The 15,211-nt window shown below is 65.2% G+C and carries 14 protein-coding genes; 2 read left to right on the top strand and 12 right to left on the bottom strand.

All coding sequences use genetic code 11. The features are described from left to right. Position 1 precedes the first annotated feature (1 nt). The 11 genes from BVC93_RS12865 to BVC93_RS12815 are packed head-to-tail and all read right to left on the bottom strand — an operon-like array spanning position 2 to position 11,401. Complete coding sequence (locus BVC93_RS12865) at positions 2-769, bottom strand: maleate cis-trans isomerase family protein (RefSeq protein ID WP_083737684.1); 768 nt, start codon at positions 767-769, stop codon at positions 2-4. Continuing rightward, the gene (locus BVC93_RS12860) at positions 766-3,183 is read right to left on the bottom strand and encodes a xanthine dehydrogenase family protein molybdopterin-binding subunit (RefSeq protein WP_083737682.1); all 2,418 of its coding nucleotides are present in this window, start codon (positions 3,181-3,183) and stop codon (positions 766-768) included. Before BVC93_RS12860 ends, BVC93_RS12865 begins: the two co-directional genes overlap by 4 nt. Beyond that, entirely contained in the window at positions 3,180-3,689 is a 510-nt protein-coding gene (locus tag BVC93_RS12855; RefSeq protein ID WP_236950346.1) for a (2Fe-2S)-binding protein, read from the bottom strand. Before BVC93_RS12855 ends, BVC93_RS12860 begins: the two co-directional genes overlap by 4 nt. Further along, on the bottom strand, positions 3,686-4,717 hold the full coding sequence (locus BVC93_RS12850) for a leucyl aminopeptidase (protein WP_083737680.1): 1,032 nt from the start codon (positions 4,715-4,717) through the stop codon (positions 3,686-3,688). Before BVC93_RS12850 ends, BVC93_RS12855 begins: the two co-directional genes overlap by 4 nt. 30 nt (positions 4,718-4,747) lie before the next feature. After that, positions 4,748-5,566 carry an alpha/beta fold hydrolase gene (locus tag BVC93_RS12845; RefSeq protein WP_083737678.1) on the bottom strand — a complete coding sequence of 273 codons (819 nt, stop codon included), beginning with the start codon at positions 5,564-5,566 and terminating at the stop codon, positions 4,748-4,750. After that, positions 5,563-6,186 (bottom strand): hypothetical protein, encoded by a 624-nt coding sequence (locus tag BVC93_RS12840; RefSeq protein ID WP_083737676.1) that lies wholly within the window; start codon positions 6,184-6,186, stop codon positions 5,563-5,565. The genes BVC93_RS12845 and BVC93_RS12840 overlap by 4 nt, the downstream gene beginning before the upstream one ends. Continuing rightward, on the bottom strand, positions 6,183-6,824 hold the full coding sequence (locus tag BVC93_RS12835) for a CoxG family protein (protein WP_192860292.1): 642 nt from the start codon (positions 6,822-6,824) through the stop codon (positions 6,183-6,185). The genes BVC93_RS12840 and BVC93_RS12835 overlap by 4 nt, the downstream gene beginning before the upstream one ends. Before the next feature lie 16 nt (positions 6,825-6,840). Continuing rightward, complete coding sequence (locus BVC93_RS12830) at positions 6,841-7,716, bottom strand: FAD binding domain-containing protein (RefSeq protein WP_083737673.1); 876 nt, start codon at positions 7,714-7,716, stop codon at positions 6,841-6,843. Further along, positions 7,713-8,795, bottom strand: a complete 1,083-nt coding sequence (locus tag BVC93_RS12825; RefSeq protein WP_083737671.1) for a PEP/pyruvate-binding domain-containing protein — start codon at positions 8,793-8,795, stop codon at positions 7,713-7,715. The genes BVC93_RS12830 and BVC93_RS12825 overlap by 4 nt, the downstream gene beginning before the upstream one ends. Further along, complete coding sequence (locus BVC93_RS12820; RefSeq protein WP_197687547.1) at positions 8,792-10,690, bottom strand: PEP-utilizing enzyme; 1,899 nt, start codon at positions 10,688-10,690, stop codon at positions 8,792-8,794. Before BVC93_RS12820 ends, BVC93_RS12825 begins: the two co-directional genes overlap by 4 nt. Positions 10,691-10,726: 36 nt before the next feature. After that, a complete protein-coding gene (locus BVC93_RS12815) occupies positions 10,727-11,401 on the bottom strand; it encodes an isochorismatase family protein (protein WP_083741007.1) in 675 nt (224 codons plus the stop codon). A gap of 277 nt (positions 11,402-11,678) precedes the next feature. Here BVC93_RS12815 and BVC93_RS12810 point away from each other — a divergent pair, with 277 nt between their 5' ends. Next, positions 11,679-13,079, top strand: coding sequence for an ammonium transporter (locus BVC93_RS12810; RefSeq protein ID WP_083737669.1), 1,401 nt, complete (start codon positions 11,679-11,681; stop codon positions 13,077-13,079). A 108-nt stretch (positions 13,080-13,187) separates the two neighbouring features. Continuing rightward, on the top strand, positions 13,188-13,859 hold the full coding sequence (locus BVC93_RS12805; protein ID WP_192860290.1) for a GntR family transcriptional regulator: 672 nt from the start codon (positions 13,188-13,190) through the stop codon (positions 13,857-13,859). 53 nt (positions 13,860-13,912) lie between these two features. Here the strand turns inward: BVC93_RS12805 and BVC93_RS12800 are convergent, their stop codons facing one another. After that, complete coding sequence (locus BVC93_RS12800; RefSeq protein WP_083737665.1) at positions 13,913-15,058, bottom strand: FAD-dependent oxidoreductase; 1,146 nt, start codon at positions 15,056-15,058, stop codon at positions 13,913-13,915. Positions 15,059-15,211 lie beyond the last annotated feature (153 nt).

The raw sequence follows: 15,211 nt of genomic DNA, 5'->3' as shown, positions 1-15,211 counted from the left end.
GCTATGCGCTTTTTGTACCCGCCTCGGTGAGCAGAGATCCAGCGCCCGGGACTGCATGGGCGTGTCCCAGCGCGAGGAGGATCTCGTATGCCGTGGCGGTGGCGGCCGAAATCACGGGGAGCCCGAGCTCGTCCTCCACCAGTTGGACGGATGCAAGTGATGGCATTTGGACGCAGGCCGACAACACAATGGCGTCCGCCCCCTCGCGGCTGAGGTTACGGGCCAACGCCGGCAGGTTGCTCGGGTCCAGTCGCCCGACCGCCAGGTTGTCGTCGACACCGAGGGCCACGGCATCGATCACCGAGATTCCTTCGCCTTCGAGATAGTCGGTGACCATCTTTGTCAGGGCAGGTACGTAGGGCGTCACAATGGCCACCCGCTCGGCCTTCAGGGCCGTCAGGCTGCGAACCAATGCGCCCGCGCTACTGACCACGGTCGCCGGATGTCCGTTGTCGGCAGCGGCTTTCGCAATCACTTCCTCGGATTCGCGGTGAGCGCCCGCCCCCTGTGCCATCACTGCCACCAGGCAGGCGTAGGCGATCACGTCGACGTCGGCGTCCGACAGCGCCCTAGCGCAGTCACCTGCCTTACCGACCATGGCCAGAAGTTCCTCAGTGTTGACGTTGCGCATCGATGCCCGGGCCGAGTGGAACGTGTAGGTATGCCCGGTGGCAGCGTTCTGGCGACGGAACAGCTCAGGTAGTTCGGTCTCCATCGTGGTGTTCGAACTGGGCACTATCAGTCCGATGCGTGACGAGGTGGTGGTCATCGAGAATCCTTTCCCGTGTTGACAGGAGATTTGGCCCGCGCGGCCTCCAGGCCGCGCCAGATCGACTCGGGTGTGATGGGCAACGCCGTCAGATCGACGTCCCATTCGGCGAGGGCATCACATACCGCGTTGGCGATGGCCGCCCCGGGCGGGATGGTGCCCACTTCACCAACCCCACGGATACCGAACGGCGTCACCGGCGAGGGAACTTCGGTGTGGAGTAGCTCGATCGGCACAGCATCGGCGGCCGTGGGCGCGAAGTAGTCCATCATGGAGCCGTTGATGAGCTGACCGGTTTCCTGGTCGTAGCGCAGCTCCTCGGCCAACGCGGCGCCAAAGCCCTGCATCAGCGCGCCCCGCACCTGGCCTTCGACCACCACCGGGTTTACCACCGTCCCACTGTCGTGGACCATGACGAACCGCTCGACGTCGAACTCCCCGGTTTCCGGATCGACGGCGACGACAGCCGCCGCGGTACCGAACGAATACGCGGCGTCGAGCGGTTCGAAGTGCGCGGTCGTCTCCAGCCCCGGCTGCTCCCCCTCCGGGATGCCTTGACCTGTGATCGCCCGCGTGAAGGCATCTGCGAGTTCGATTTCTGCCGTGCCCTTTTCAGCACGCACCACCCGTCCGTCGACGAGAACTTCGTCAGGGGCACAGCCGAGGACGAAGGCGGCGAGCCGACGGGTCTTGGCGGCGAACTCCTCTCCGGCGTCTCGCAGGGCGCCGGCCGCGGCGATCATGGTGCGCGATGCGAAGGCACCTGTGTTCAGGGGCGACGAGGCGGTGTCGCCCGAATGGACGCGAATCCGTTCGTAGGCGATCCCGGTGACCTCCGCGACTACCTGGGCAAAGGCCGTCTCGCTGCTTTGGCCCATGGTCGAGACACCGGTGTATACGTCAACACCACCCGAGCGGTTGGCCCGCAGAGTGACGCTTTCATGCGCGCCGAACTGCGAACCACGCTTGGCCAGGAACCGCGCGCTGGCATAGCCGGTGCGCTCGACGAAGGAGGAGAACCCGATCCCGACTATTCGGCCGTCAGCCCGCGGGATCCTCGGCATCGCAGCATGGGTGCCCCACCCCACAGCCTCGGCGGCCATTCTCAGGCAGCGCTCGTAGTCGCCACTGTCGTACACCGCGCCGGTGGGGTTCACCCAAGGCATCTGATCTGAGGTCACCATGTTCTGCGCCCGTAACTCCACCGGGTCGACACCTACGACCCGAGCGAGCCGATCCATCAACCGCTCGTAGGCGAAGTTCACCTCGGGTTGCCCGTAACCTCGGTATGCGCCAACAGGTGTCTTGTTGGTGAGCACCACCCGGCGTTCCACCATGCCGTCGTGGACGTCGTACGGTCCGTTGAAGACCACGCTCGACAGCTGTGCCGACCCGAAGGGTGAGTTCCAACCACCGAGATCGGTCACGTAGCGGTTCACCATCGCTATGATCCGCCCCGAAGCGTCCGCGCCGATACTGTAGTCGTGCACCGCTTCCCGGGCATGTGTGGACCCCCGGAAGTGCTCACCACGATCCTCGGTCCACTTCACCGGTCGCCGCAACGCCATGGCATGCACACAGGCCAGGACGTCTTCGGGGAACACCCCGAGCTTCTGTCCGAAGCCGCCCCCGACGTCGCTGGCGACCGCGCGGATCTCGCTTTCCTCGAGGCGTAGCGTTTCGGCCAGTTGCTTACGAATCAGGTGCGGAACCTGAGTGGAGCAGTGCACGGTGAGCATGCGCGCACCGGGACGCCATTGCGCCAGCACCGCGCGGGGCTCCATGGGAAGCGGCGTGACCCGATTGATCCGAAACCGTCCGCTGACAACATGTGCCGCCTCCGACATCCGCTGCTCCGGTTCGCCACGTCGGTCCACCTGGGTGGCCAGCACGTTGCCCTCGAGCAGTCCGGCGTGCAGCACCGGCGCCGAGGGTTCCAGTGCGCGAACCGCATCCACGACGTGTGGTAATGGCTCGTACTCGATGTCGATCAGCTCGAGTGCGTCCTCCGCGACGTGGCGACTGATCGCGACGACGCTGACGACGGGTTGACCCTCGTGGGTGGCGACGCCGTCGGCGAGGGCTCGATATGGCAGCGCGGGTGCGCCGGGAACCGGCCGCAGAACTGTCAGGGAGCCAGTGCTGTCGCGGATGTCGTCAGCGGTGAGAACCTGCAGCACGCCCGGCAGTCGCAGGGCGGCGGACGTCTTGATGGCCCCGATACGCGCATGCGGGTACGGGCACCGCGCCACCGCCATGTGGACCGTCCGCGCCGGCTCCACGTCATCGGTGAACTGACCGTCACCACGCAGCAGGCGTGGATCTTCCTTGCGCTGCACCGATTTTCCGATGACTCGCGCGCGGGGCGTGTTGTTGCCGTCGACATCAGTGCCACGCTCCTCGACGGCGGTCATTCTGCAGCTCCGTCCTTGATCTTGGCGAAGTACTCCTCGATGGCAGCCACAATGGGTGCGTAACCCGTGCAGCGGCAGAGCACTCCGGAGATCTCTTCGGTGATGGTGTCGCGGTCGGGACAGCCGCCCTGATAGGACAAGGCGGTTGCGGTCATGAGAAATCCGGGAGTACAGAACCCGCACTGCAAGGCATGGTGGGAACTGAACGCCTCCTGCATGGAGCCCAGTTCGTCGTCCTCGGACAGTCCCTCGACGGTCTGGACCGAGCGGCCGTCGAGTTGGCAGGCCAGCATCAGACAACCCTTGACCGATTCCCCGTCGACGATCACGGTGCACATTCCGCACACCCCTTGCTCACAACCGACATGGGTGCCGGTCAGGCCGAGGCGTTGCCGCAGAAAGTCGGCGACATGCATCCGTACTGCCACGTCCTCGCTGAACTCGGTGCCGTTGACAACCGTCGATATCCGGATCATCTGTTCCGGTGCGTTCTCCACAGTTGTCACCGGCGTCCCACGGGTCGCATCTCCGGCACAGTCAGTTCTCCGGCGTCCACGATGAGCTCGTCGTCGAGGTAGAGACTGCAGCCCCGCATCGGGATGTCGAAGTGGCACGGGGTGTCGTTGGGCCCGCCGAGTTCGTTGTTGGGGCCGATCGAGAACATCACGTTGCCGTAGAACGAGCGGAGCTCCATGCCCATCCCGCCGCCGAACTGGGTCAGCCCGTGCCAGTGCGCCCGCTCGTCGAGACCCCAACCCACGTGCGACATTCCGTACCCGCGCGGGTCGTCGAAGGAGCTGATGTAGGAACTCAGCAGATCAGCGTCCAGACCACCGCGGATGTCGCGAATGAACCCGGCCTCGATGGTCAGTGTCACCGGGGTTTGCACGTAGGTGTTGAACGGAAGCAGAACGTCCCCGGGCGAGAGCACGATCGTCCCGTCCACACCCTCGTCGGTGCCACCGGTGAACACAAAGGCCGCCGGCCAATGGTCCCAGCGCCCCGGGGTGTCGGTGTAGCCGTATTCACTCAGCGTGGGGTATCGCCCGAGTTGATAGGTGACGTCCGTCCCGTGCGGGCTGGTGATCCGCATGTTCTGCGCCTTGGCCAGTAGCTCCGCACCCACCTCGACGCGCTCGCGCAGTTCCACCGTCGGCATCAGGCGCGCCAGCAGCGGGGCTGGCTCGACCGCGGTGAGGATCCGCGTACCGGCGTCCTGGATGGCGAACTGTTCCTTGCTGAAGAGCAGGAAGGTGAGGTCGACGACCATGTCGGCGGCCTTCAATGCGTCCACGGCCAGGGGGTTGGTACCCAGACCCGACTCTCCCACGGCCCACGCGCCACTCGCGGACACCGGAGAAGGCAACCGCATGTGATAGGTGGCCGCACCGAGCTTCTGTGCAGCCCAGAGAAAAGCGTCTGCGTACTCCGCGCGTTCGTGACCGCGGGAAAGGACAGCGACCGTCTCGCTCTCGTTGACAGCAGAGAGGGTGAGCTGCTGCAGACAGATCTCGTTGAACAGGTTCTGATCCATGGCGGTTTCCTCGTTACAGGTCAGGAGAATTCAGGCGGATGCGGGGGTCAGGAAGGGCAGTGCGGCATCGAGGAAACCCGGCAGGTTGTCCCACGGCACCATGTGCCCGGCGGCAGCGACGTTCTTGATGGTGATGTCGGTCCGCAACGCGGCAAGCTCACGGGCGGCGCCCTCTGGCACCACTGGACTCTCGGCTCCACGCACCAACAGTGTGGGCGCGCTGAGCTTGGCGAAGATCTCGTGAAAGTCCTCGGTCTCGAACCCCTCGTGAGTTTCCACCACTGCGGTCTCGTCGCAGCTGGCCAGATGCTCCACGCGGATCTGGAGCTCCCGTTCAGGCCAGCCCGGGTAGAACCGGCGGACAGCATCGACGTCGGTTCCGCGTTGCGCCTCGTGCAGTTGGGTGAGGAACTGTTGGCGAGTGGTCGGGTAGGGCTCGCGACCCGGACCCGACAGCGGGGGGTCAACCAGAACGACAGGCGCGAAGTCGGGGCAACGCAGGCTCAGTGCCGCGACGATCCGGGCACCCATCGAGTGGCCGACGAGGGCCGGCCGGTTCAGCCCCAGCGCCGCTATCACACCCTCGGCGTCTGCCGCGTAGTCGGCCAGGGTGTAGCCGCCGGGACCGGCGACGTCACTACCTCCGCGACCGCGGACGTCGGGCACTGCTACCCGGTAACCCACAGCGGCGAGCTCCACGGCAATGAAGTCGGCGGTCACGGCCGGGCTGGTGATCCCTGGTACTAGGTACAGATCGACATCGGCGCTCTCGTTGTAGAGAAGGACACTGTGTCGAATGCCGTTGGCCTGCACTACAGTACGACGTCCCGAAATTGGTGGGTTGATCATGAAGACTCCTTGGTGCGTTCTGCCGGGATCTGGTCGATGGCCCAGGGCAGCAGAGCACGGGCCTGCTCGCTCGCCCGGTCCAGCCGTATCCGGTCCACGCTGTAGGTGAGTTTGGCGATCGCGTTGTCTCTGGAACAGGCTCCGGTGCGTACCCAGTCACCGGCCAAGCCCGCCAGGGTCTCCAGGAAGGACAGCGAGTCGGCAGCCTGGAGATCGTCGGCGAGCCCGAGGCCGCCGACTTCGTGCAGTCCGATGAGGCGGCGTACCTCGTCGACGTCGACGTCCGCGCCGTGTCCTTCGGAGGACAACCAGTCGCCGACCAACCTCGCCGAGCGGAGCTGGTGGGGATAGAGGTAGGTGGGGTCGTCCCAACGGATGTTCGCGTAGTCCACGGTGGGGCCGCCCGGGAACATCCGCTCGATGTCGTGCGTCATGGCCGCCAGTCGGGCCTCCAACGTTGCCTCGGGGCTGAGGTGAACCAGCCAGTCACGCGTGCGCATCAGATGCACCACCTGGCTGTAGGGCGCGACCCAGCGCGAAGCCGCCTGCTCCACGTCAGTCTCGATGGGCACTTCGGCGGGCAGCCAGTCGAATTCGGGTCTCACCTCGAATGCGCTCACCGAGGTCCTCTGGACCGCACCAGCGTCACCGCTGCCAGGATGAGCTGCAGGGCGTTCAATGCCACCAGGACCTTGACCCAGGCACTGGAGACGGCTGAGACTCCGACCGGTTGAGCGTCGCTCACCGGAGGCAGGGCGGCGGGGTGCGAGACTGCCTGCGGCTGAGGCGATCCGCCGGCTGCCACCGCCGTGTCGCCGCCCAGGGCGGCTTCCAGGTTGCGGGCAAACTGGGCAGTGACCTTGCCGGCCTGTTTGGCAACCACTTTCTGTCCCACGCTGCCAAGTGCACCGGCAAGCGCCACGTCTCCCTCGACGTCGACGACGGTACCGGAGGCGCCGGGACGCAATCCGACGACCACCTCGGCCCGGACGTTTCCAGCGGCGCCACGGACGCTCTTGCCGACAGCCGTGAACGCCATCCGGCGTTCGAGCTCGCGATCCGTAATACGAACACTGGCAGCGAAAGTCGCGTTCATGGGGCCGATGCTCTGGCTGATCCGGACGTCGATGTCATCCGGGGTCAGCACTGTCAGCTGTTCGACACCGGGCATACACCCGGCCACCGCTTCCGGGCGGTCCAGGAACGCCCATACCTCGGCGACCCGCTGGGCCACCTCGAACTCTTCGTGCAGTTTCACAGCACTTCCGTTCTTGTCACGTTGTTCTGGGGTTGGCGGCGCGGCTGCGCAGATCGCGCAGGACTCGCGAGATCTGAATGGGGGTCAGGTGCCGCCGGTACTGCGCGCTCGCCCGAATGTCCTCCGGCGGATCGATGACGTCGAGCGCCGAGCGGGCGGCAGCGGCGATGTGCACGTCATCGAGCGCGGTCCCGGTCAGCAGCCTTTCTGCCTCGGTGAGCCGCAACGCGGTATCGGAAACACCGCCGAGTCCCACGCGAATGTCCGACCAGGTGCCGTCGGCGGCCAGCTCACCACACACGGCCACACTGACGATCGCAAAATCGTGGTGTTTACGGCAGATTTCGCCGAAAGCATGGTGGGCCGGCGATGCGCCGAACTGTACGGCGGTCAGCATCTCATCGGTCGCCAGAACTGTCGAGTAGGCACCGTCGTACAGTTCGCGGGCAGGGATGCTCCGCTGGCCGGCCGGGCCGTGAACCACAATGGTGGCGTCGAGCACCAGACAAGCAAGCAGCAACTCGCCGGTTGGATCGGCGTGTACCACTGCGCCGCCGACCGTGCCCCTGTTGCGGACCTGACGGTCGCCGATGTGCCCTACCATCTCGACCAACAGCGGAAGCCGCTCAGCCAGCAGGGCGGACCGCTCGACCGTGCTGTAGCGCACCAGGGCACCGAGAGTTGTTCTGTCGCCGTTAATTTCGATGCTGTCGAGGTCGTCGATGTCGTTGATGTCGACCAGCGCCGCAGGACGCCACAGGCGCATGTTGAGCATCGGTGCCAGGCTCTGTCCACCGGCGAGCACCCGGGCGGCGCCACCGTGGGCGCTCAGCGTCGCGACAGCCTCGGCCACGCTGGACGGGCGGTGATAGGTGAAGCGGGACGGTTTCACGCGCCGGGCGCTCCGGAACTGCGCGTTACACCGACACCGGCAAAACGAGCCAGCACCTGGCTGATGGCAGTGGCAGGAGCGGCCACCAACTGTTCGGAGACACGGTTGCTCCACACCGTCTCGGGTCGGACCTGCAGGACCCGGATGTCGCCATTCTCCGCGATCGCCCACTCGATGTCTTGCGGTGCGCCACGGTGCTTTTCGATCCGTTTCGCGAGTTCGACCAGTTCCCGGATCTCCTCGTCGGTCAGGCAGGGCTGCGCGCGGCGACTGGCGACGACGTCGATCAGCCCGGTCAGCGACGTGGTGGGGTCGAGAGCAAACATCTGCTCCTGTACCGCGACGTCGGCCGACACCTGTTCGAAGGTGACCTTGTCGATGACGTAGCGGCTGGGGGTGATCGCGCCGCTGACGACGCCCTCCCCCAGACCCCAGCAGCCCTCGATGACGACCTTGGAGCGGTCGCCGGTGACCGGGTCCAGGGTGAACATCACCCCGGCCGAGCGGGACGCGACCATCTGCTGAATGCCGACGCAGATGCCGTAGTCGGTCAACTCGGCGGTGTCCGTCGGCCGGTAGGTGAGCACGGCGGCGCCGAACATGCCCGCCCAGCAGCGGCGCACATGGGTCAGCACATCCTGGACGCCTCGCACCCACAGGAAGGTGTCGTACTGTCCGGCGAAGCTGGCACCGCCGAGGTCTTCGGACTCACCGCTCGAGCGCACCGCCACGGGCACGTCGTCGTCACCGGTCTTCGCCGAGAGCTCGGCGTAGGCAGTTTTGATGGCGGCTTCCAGATCGGCAGGCAGTGCCGCTTCGGCGATGGCTTGTGCCATCTCGGAAGCCAGGCGCTCCACCGTGGCCAGATCGGCCCCGGCGGCCTGCTCCCGGGTGCGGCGGGCACGCTCGGCGAGCCCGGCCCCCTCGAGAAAATATCGGTAAGCATCGGTGGTGATGCCAAAACCCGCCGGCACCTGGAAGCCTGCCTGTGTCATCTCCGCGAGGCTGGCGAATTTTCCGCCGAGGCGGGGATCATCTGCAGTGCCGGGGGTGTCGATCCACAGCACGAAATCCGTCATACCGTCAGCTCCTGCTCGTCGTCGAGGATCCGCACAGTGCCCCGATCGCCGTCGACTTCGACGCGCTGGCTAGTGCGGATGGTGGTGGTGGCAAAGCCCGTGCCCACAACTGAGGGCAGGCCGTACTCCCGGCAGACGATGGCGGTGTGCGCCATGATGCCGCCGACGTCGGAGACCGCGGCGGCGAGCCTCGAGAAGACCGGCGCCCAGCTGGGCGCGGTGATCCGACAGATCAGTACCTCGCCCTCCTCGACGTCGTGGAGCTGTTCGGGGTCCAGGATCACGCGGGCTCGGCCGACGGCCTTGCCGGGCGACGCCGCGACCCCGCGGAGCACCGACGCGTCTGAGTCCGCGCTGCCCAGCCAGTCGGCAATCGCCTCCGGGGTGATACCCCAGAGCATGACTGTGAGTGGCTCGGTGAGGAACTCCGGTGGAACGCCGAGTGCCGGCAGCGGCGGATTCTGTTTGAGCACGTCCCGGATGCGCCGACGCCGGGCGATCTCGGGGCGCCAGTAGGTGACTCCCCGTGACTCGATCCTGGTCGCCCACCCGATGTTGAGGTCGTAGAGGGCCGAGTACACCTCGTTTCGGTGCAGGAAGAAGATGTCCTCCTCGTCGTCGAAGAAGTTGTGCGCGACGAAGACCCGGCCCAGCTCGCGGACCTTGTCCCAGAACATCGAGTGGTGCCAGTGCTCGACGAAGAAGTTGTGGTTCTCCACGAAGGGAAAGACCTTGCGCGCGAGGCCGACCAGCCCGTCGAACGACTCACGGTCGGCATCGGTGGGCAGGTATGACCGGTACTCCGCGGTCACCCGGGTACGCTCCGCGAGGATCTTCTCGAGTGGCCGGCGGATGTCTTCACCGGCGCGCAGAGCGGTGACGTACCCGCGCAGGGCCTGGAAAGGCAGCCGAAGGTCATCGATCCAGGCGCGGTCGCTGTGCTGGTAGCCCGCGCCGGTGGAGAACCAGAACCACGGGTCCTTGGCCTTCTCGAAGGCGTCCAGCCACTGGGCGCCCCCCGCTGCGCCGGCCAGGTCGGCCAGGATGGTCGCGGGGTCGTCCTCGGCCAGCAGAGCACTGTCGACTCCGAGTTCCACCGCCAGTGCTGCCAGGGTGCGAAGCTCGTCGTCGGGGCGGAACAACATGATGTCGATGCCGGACACCATCGACGCGATGGTCTGGTCACTGATGCCCGGGAACGCTGCCTGGCAGAACTCCCGGAACGTCAGGTACGCGCCGTATCCGAGGTTGAGCATCTCGAAGTGGTAGGACCCGATCTCGAAGAAGCTGTGGATCAGCGAGCTGTAGTTGGTCAGGACGTCGTAGGTCGAATAGAGGCCACGCCCTTCCATGACCCGGTCCAGTGGTTCGATCTCGGGCAACGGCTCGAAGGTGATGGCGGAGAGCCGAGCGATGCAATCGCGCGCCTTGGTCTCCCAGGCCGCATACATCTCATCCCAGTTCTCGAAGTAGTGACCGGCGCGGGTTGCGAAGTGCTCCGCACGCGTCGCGACTTCCTCGGGGTCTGTGACTGCGGTGGGACTGATGTAGAGGTAGCCGTTGATGATCCGGTGGTCGATGCCACCGGCCAGGGGAATTGGCCAGACCCGCGTCGACATCTGGCTGACAGCCACCCACCAGTTCTCCGTGGCGATGGTGTCGAACGGGTACATCGGCTCGGGGTTGTGCATCCCGTCGAAGAACCAGAACCGGCTCTCCTCGTCGTCCCGCCGCGCCTCGCTCAGTACGGAGTAGTAGGGGTACATCGACTCCCAACCCTCTGCGCCGGCGGGTGTCGGCACGGCGAACGGGCTTGCGAACCGGACACCGGGTATCGCTGCAGCAGGCACGTCCGGGGAAACGGACGTGGTCGGGTCAGGGCTGATGGTTGTCATGAACGACTCCGGTGGGTGGGTTGGGTTTGGGAGGCTCTACACATTCGCGACGGACGCGTTGCGCTCGGACCGGCTGCGGACATAGGCGACGGCATCATCAACGCTGATGACGTCGCCGTATTTCTCGTCTATGTCGAACAGGCTCGCTTCGTGGGGCCCGCGTGCCCGATCGCCGACACATTCATGAGGCACTAGGACGGTGAACCCGGACTGCACCGCGTCAACGGCGGTGGCCCGCACACAACCGCTGGTGGTGGCGCCGGTGACAACCACTGTATCGACGCCCTGTGAGGTCAGGATCGCGCTGAGATCCGTCCCGAAGAAGGCGGAGGCTCCCTGTTTGATAACCAGAGGCTCGGTGGTTCGCTTTTCCAGTCTGGCGTCCACCGCAACCAGGGGCGACCCCTCGACCAGCGCTGCCATTCCAGTCGCCTTACGCAGCCAGGCGGAGGCCTGCAGCCGAGCCTGGTCAAAGGCGATGGTGGTGAAAATGACGGGGATTGCCGCCTCCCGCGCGGCATCGATGAGGCGGCGGTTGTTGGCCACGACATCGTCGAGGTCTGCCCCGGTGGGCTGACCGGCGTCGGTGAAACCGTTGGTCAGATCGACGATGACGACCGCGGGTCGCTCACCGCGCACCACCCGGCGGCCGAATCCCGCCCGGCCATAAATTTCGGCGACGACGGGCTCCGAATCGGGGTGGTATGCCATGGCATATATGTATGCCATCTCTGTGGCAAATGTGCAACAGCCGCCGAAGAATTCGGCCTATTTACTTATCTAGCAGCGAAAACAAGCTCGCGAATGTGAACATCGTGTTACCCCGAATTCACCCGTGTTTCGACTTCGAGAACTCCCTCTCTGTAGATGGCATACACGTGTACGTTCATGCCCCGGGGCCGGATCGGCGGCCCGACGACACCCCGCGCGACATCAGTCGGCGGGCCACATCCCACGCGCCGCCCGGCGCGATAGCCCAGGAGCTCAGATGGAGCAATTCGCCGAACAGGCGTCAACGAACTGGATCATGGCCGCGTTCATCTACACCCTTGGAGCGCTCGCAGTGGTGCTCGTGCTGATGGGCTTGGTCTTCATCGACATCGGCATGGTCCGCAAGCGCAATGTCCTCGATACCGTCGTCCAGAAGGTCGGCGGCGCGATGATCGGCGGGCTCGGCACCCTCGTCATCGGCTATCCGATCTGGCAGTGGCAGTTCAACTCTGCCTTCGGAGTGCCCTCACCGCTGTGGCAGGCAGTCAAAGACTGGTGGTTGGGCGGCACGTTCACCAACACCGCCTCACGCCACATCTCCCCGGAGCTGTTGCCGGAGGCCGACGTCCTTCAGATCTTCCTCGTGTTCTTCGTGACCTTCACGATGGCCACCGTCGGCCTGATCCACACCGGGGTCGTCGAGCGGATCAAGCCGCTGCCTTTCTACGTGATGTCGTTCGTCATCGGCGCCGTACTGTCACCGCTTGTGGGCTACCTCTGCTGGGGCTCCCTGTCACCCTTGACCCTGCGCGGCACCCACGACTTCGATGGCGTTTTCCCGCTTTACATCACCGCTGGAACATTCGCCCTCATCTTGTCCTGGCGCGTCGGTCCGCGCCTCGGCGCGTTCGCCCCGCACCCCTCCGGCGCTCGGCCGGCCGCCCACAACGCCGCCTTCGTCGCGGTCGGTGCGCTCTTCATCGTGTTCGCGCTGCCGTTCGTGACCATCGGCAGCGGCTACATCGTTCCTGACGTCGGATTCTTCGGGATCTCCTTCACCGAGAGCGGCCTCGGCGTGGTCATCGTCAACCTCTTCGCCGCGATCCTGGGCGGCGCCGTGGTTGGCCTCGTGATCGCCTACCGCCGACGTGAAGCCAACTGGGCCCTTCTGGGCCCGATCGCCGGTGTCGTCATCTGCGGCACACTCCTCGACGTCGGCACCGCTTGGGCGAGTTTGCTCCTGGGAGCCTGCGGCCCGGTCGTCGCGCTGGGCACCGCCATGCTGGTTCGACGCCTCGGCATCGACGACCCCAAAGTGGGTCCTCTGGCCCTGGGCCCCGGCATTGTCGGTGCCATCGCCGTCGGCTTCATCGAATGGGGCACCCCCACAGGCGGTTACATCGGACTGGAGGGCCGCTACGCCGTGGGTGTCGCGGAGATCAGTCCGCTCTGGCAGCTGCTGGGCGTCTTGGCCACAGTCACGGTCGTGGGAATTCCCGCACTTGTGATGTGCCTGCTCTTCGAACGCTTCGGTGGTCTGAGGATCTCCGAGGAAGCCGAACTCGGTGGACTCGACGCGCACCACTGGGGTGGACCCAACCATTCCGATGACGACGTGGATGCCAAGTCAGCCGGCCCCCGCGTTGCCGCCACAGCACCCCCGGCCGTGCCGGCCTGACCCGGAGGTGCGGACGAGCCCTTTCCCTGCGCTCGTCCGCACCGCCACCGGACCACCTCGCCGCTCGACCGGGATAAGATGCGCACTGACTCGAGTGCAAGGAGACAGATGGGCGGCTGGGGTCCCGAGGCCACCTCGGTTTCCAAGCGTACAAGTGAGGGCATCGCCCAGATCCTGCGTTCGGAGATCTTCACCGGAGAACTGCCCGCGGGCACAACTCTGCCGGAGCGGCTTCTCGCCGAGCGTCTGCAGGTGAGCCGGACGCCGGTACGGGAAGCCCTGATAATCCTCCAGAGCGAGGGGCTCGTGGAGGTCGTTCCGAACCGCGGTGCGTCCGTGCGCACGATCACCAACGACGACCTGGTGGAGATCTACACGCTACGTGGACTTTTGGAGTCTCATGCCGCCCGGCTCGCCGCCGAACACGCCACCATCGAGCAACTCGAGGACATGGAGGATGCACAGACACGGCTCCGCCGGATGAGCGCCCGAGGGTCGGCTGCAGACCAGGCCATGGCGGACCTCGCCTTCCACACCGCGGTCAGCAAGGCTGCAGGCAGTCCGTTCCTGGTCACGCTGGTCGGCCAGGTGCTCGCCTTCACGGTCAGCTTTCGGGCCAACTACAAATACCCCGACGAGCGCAGCCAGACCGCCCTGGTCGAGCACGAGAGCATCCTCACCGCCATCAGCAACAGGGACAAAGACCTCGCCGAGCGTCTCATGCGTGAGCACGTCGCTTCCTCGTGTGCCTTCGCTCTCGACCAGTTCGACAACGCGTAGGGGGAACGTCGATTTTTGGGTGGCGGTACCGCTGATGTCACACCGATCGTGACTTACCCGCTGACCACTTCCTTGTCGAGGCTCGGGAAGTAGGATGCCGCGAAATTGATGCGGGTCTGAACCGGCTTCGACTTACCGAGCGCCCAGATCAACGCGGACCGAGCGTCCAGCAGAGCCCGTGGCCATCTGGTACCCATGCGACCGTACAGTCGCGAGTACTGCTGCACACGGTCGGTCACCGGGCGCTCGCTGGCTTCCCATACGTCAAGTGCGTTCGGCACGTCGTAACGATCGAGGGCCTGTCCCAACGCAACCGCGTTCATCATGCCGCAGCACGCCGCTTGTCCGAGATTCGGCGACATGGCATGGGCCGCGTCACCGATAATCGCAGCCTTGCCCGCGTGCCACCCACGCGACTGCACATCGTAGAAAGTGGCATACCGCCCTTCCGGGTTGTCCGGGATACGGTTGAGCTGAGATGCCATGTGCGGGAAGCTGTCCAACCAGGTCGACCGATTGAACGGTGTCTGCTGCTTGCCTTCGGCGTCACTGTCCGGGCAGCACAGGAAAATGTAGGTATGGTCCGGTGAGCAGGGCACGACGCCGATACGTCGCCCGCCGTTCCATTCCTCAATGGTGGCGTTGACGGGGTCGTCCGCGGTCCGCGGGATCATGTGACGGCCGCATCCGTCGCCCAGGTTGACGGTGGCCTTGCCGAGTCCGAGGGCCTCGCGTACGCGCGACGAGTAGCCATCCGCCCCGATTACCAAGTCTGCCTTCATCTCAGAGCCATCGTCGAGGATCAGCGTACCGTCGGTCGATGCTCCCGCCACAGCCGACTTGGTGAGGATCTCGGCGCCTGCGGCACGCGCGGCATCAACCAGACAGCTATGGAGGTGACGTCGCGCCACGGTGTAAAGCCGGCCGTGGCGCAACCATTCACGTTGAACCACACGGTGTCGGTGGTCACGAAGCTCTGGGGTCTGCACCCGTTCCGCGTAGGCCGTCACAGCCTCGTACGCACCAATACTTTCCAGTGCCCGTAAAGCGTTCTCCCACAGGTAAATTCCTGCACCGATTTCACGGAGTTCAGCACCGCGCTCATGCACGCGGACCGACCACCCGCGTTGTCCGAGTGCTGCTGCGGCAGTGAGACCGGCCAGACCTGCTCCGGCGATCTCGACGTGGCGACGACCCATCAATGAACCTTCCCCTCTGTTGAAGAACTTGGACTGTACTTCAGTAAATTCACTACAACAAGAGCACGCATGCAGTAATAATTCAGAAACCCATCATTAACATTCAGCCTTAATACGCTCTACACAAGCTATTTTCGCTCGCCAGCACCCCTT

Source organism: Mycobacterium sp. MS1601, assembly GCF_001984215.1.
GTDB lineage: Bacteria > Actinomycetota > Actinomycetes > Mycobacteriales > Mycobacteriaceae > Mycobacterium.
The sequence above is the reverse complement of the archived record's forward strand: the minus strand, read 5'-3'. Positions and strand labels throughout refer to the sequence as shown.

Bases quoted from the DNA above. Each gene is read 5' to 3' on its own strand.
- BVC93_RS12810 (WP_083737669.1), top strand. From the start codon at position 11,679: ATGGAGCAATTCGCCGAACAGGCGTCAACGAACTGGATCATGGCCGCG.
- BVC93_RS12815 (WP_083741007.1), bottom strand. From the start codon at position 11,401: ATGGCATACCACCCCGATTCGGAGCCCGTCGTCGCCGAAATTTATGGC.
- BVC93_RS12820 (WP_197687547.1), bottom strand. From the start codon at position 10,690: ATGACAACCATCAGCCCTGACCCGACCACGTCCGTTTCCCCGGACGTG.
- BVC93_RS12825 (WP_083737671.1), bottom strand. From the start codon at position 8,795: ATGACGGATTTCGTGCTGTGGATCGACACCCCCGGCACTGCAGATGAT.
- BVC93_RS12860 (WP_083737682.1), bottom strand. From the start codon at position 3,183: ATGACCGCCGTCGAGGAGCGTGGCACTGATGTCGACGGCAACAACACG.
- BVC93_RS12845 (WP_083737678.1), bottom strand. From the start codon at position 5,566: ATGATCAACCCACCAATTTCGGGACGTCGTACTGTAGTGCAGGCCAAC.
- BVC93_RS12865 (WP_083737684.1), bottom strand. From the start codon at position 769: ATGACCACCACCTCGTCACGCATCGGACTGATAGTGCCCAGTTCGAAC.
- BVC93_RS12800 (WP_083737665.1), bottom strand. From the start codon at position 15,058: ATGGGTCGTCGCCACGTCGAGATCGCCGGAGCAGGTCTGGCCGGTCTC.
- BVC93_RS12850 (WP_083737680.1), bottom strand. From the start codon at position 4,717: ATGGATCAGAACCTGTTCAACGAGATCTGTCTGCAGCAGCTCACCCTC.
- BVC93_RS12805 (WP_192860290.1), top strand. From the start codon at position 13,188: ATGGGCGGCTGGGGTCCCGAGGCCACCTCGGTTTCCAAGCGTACAAGT.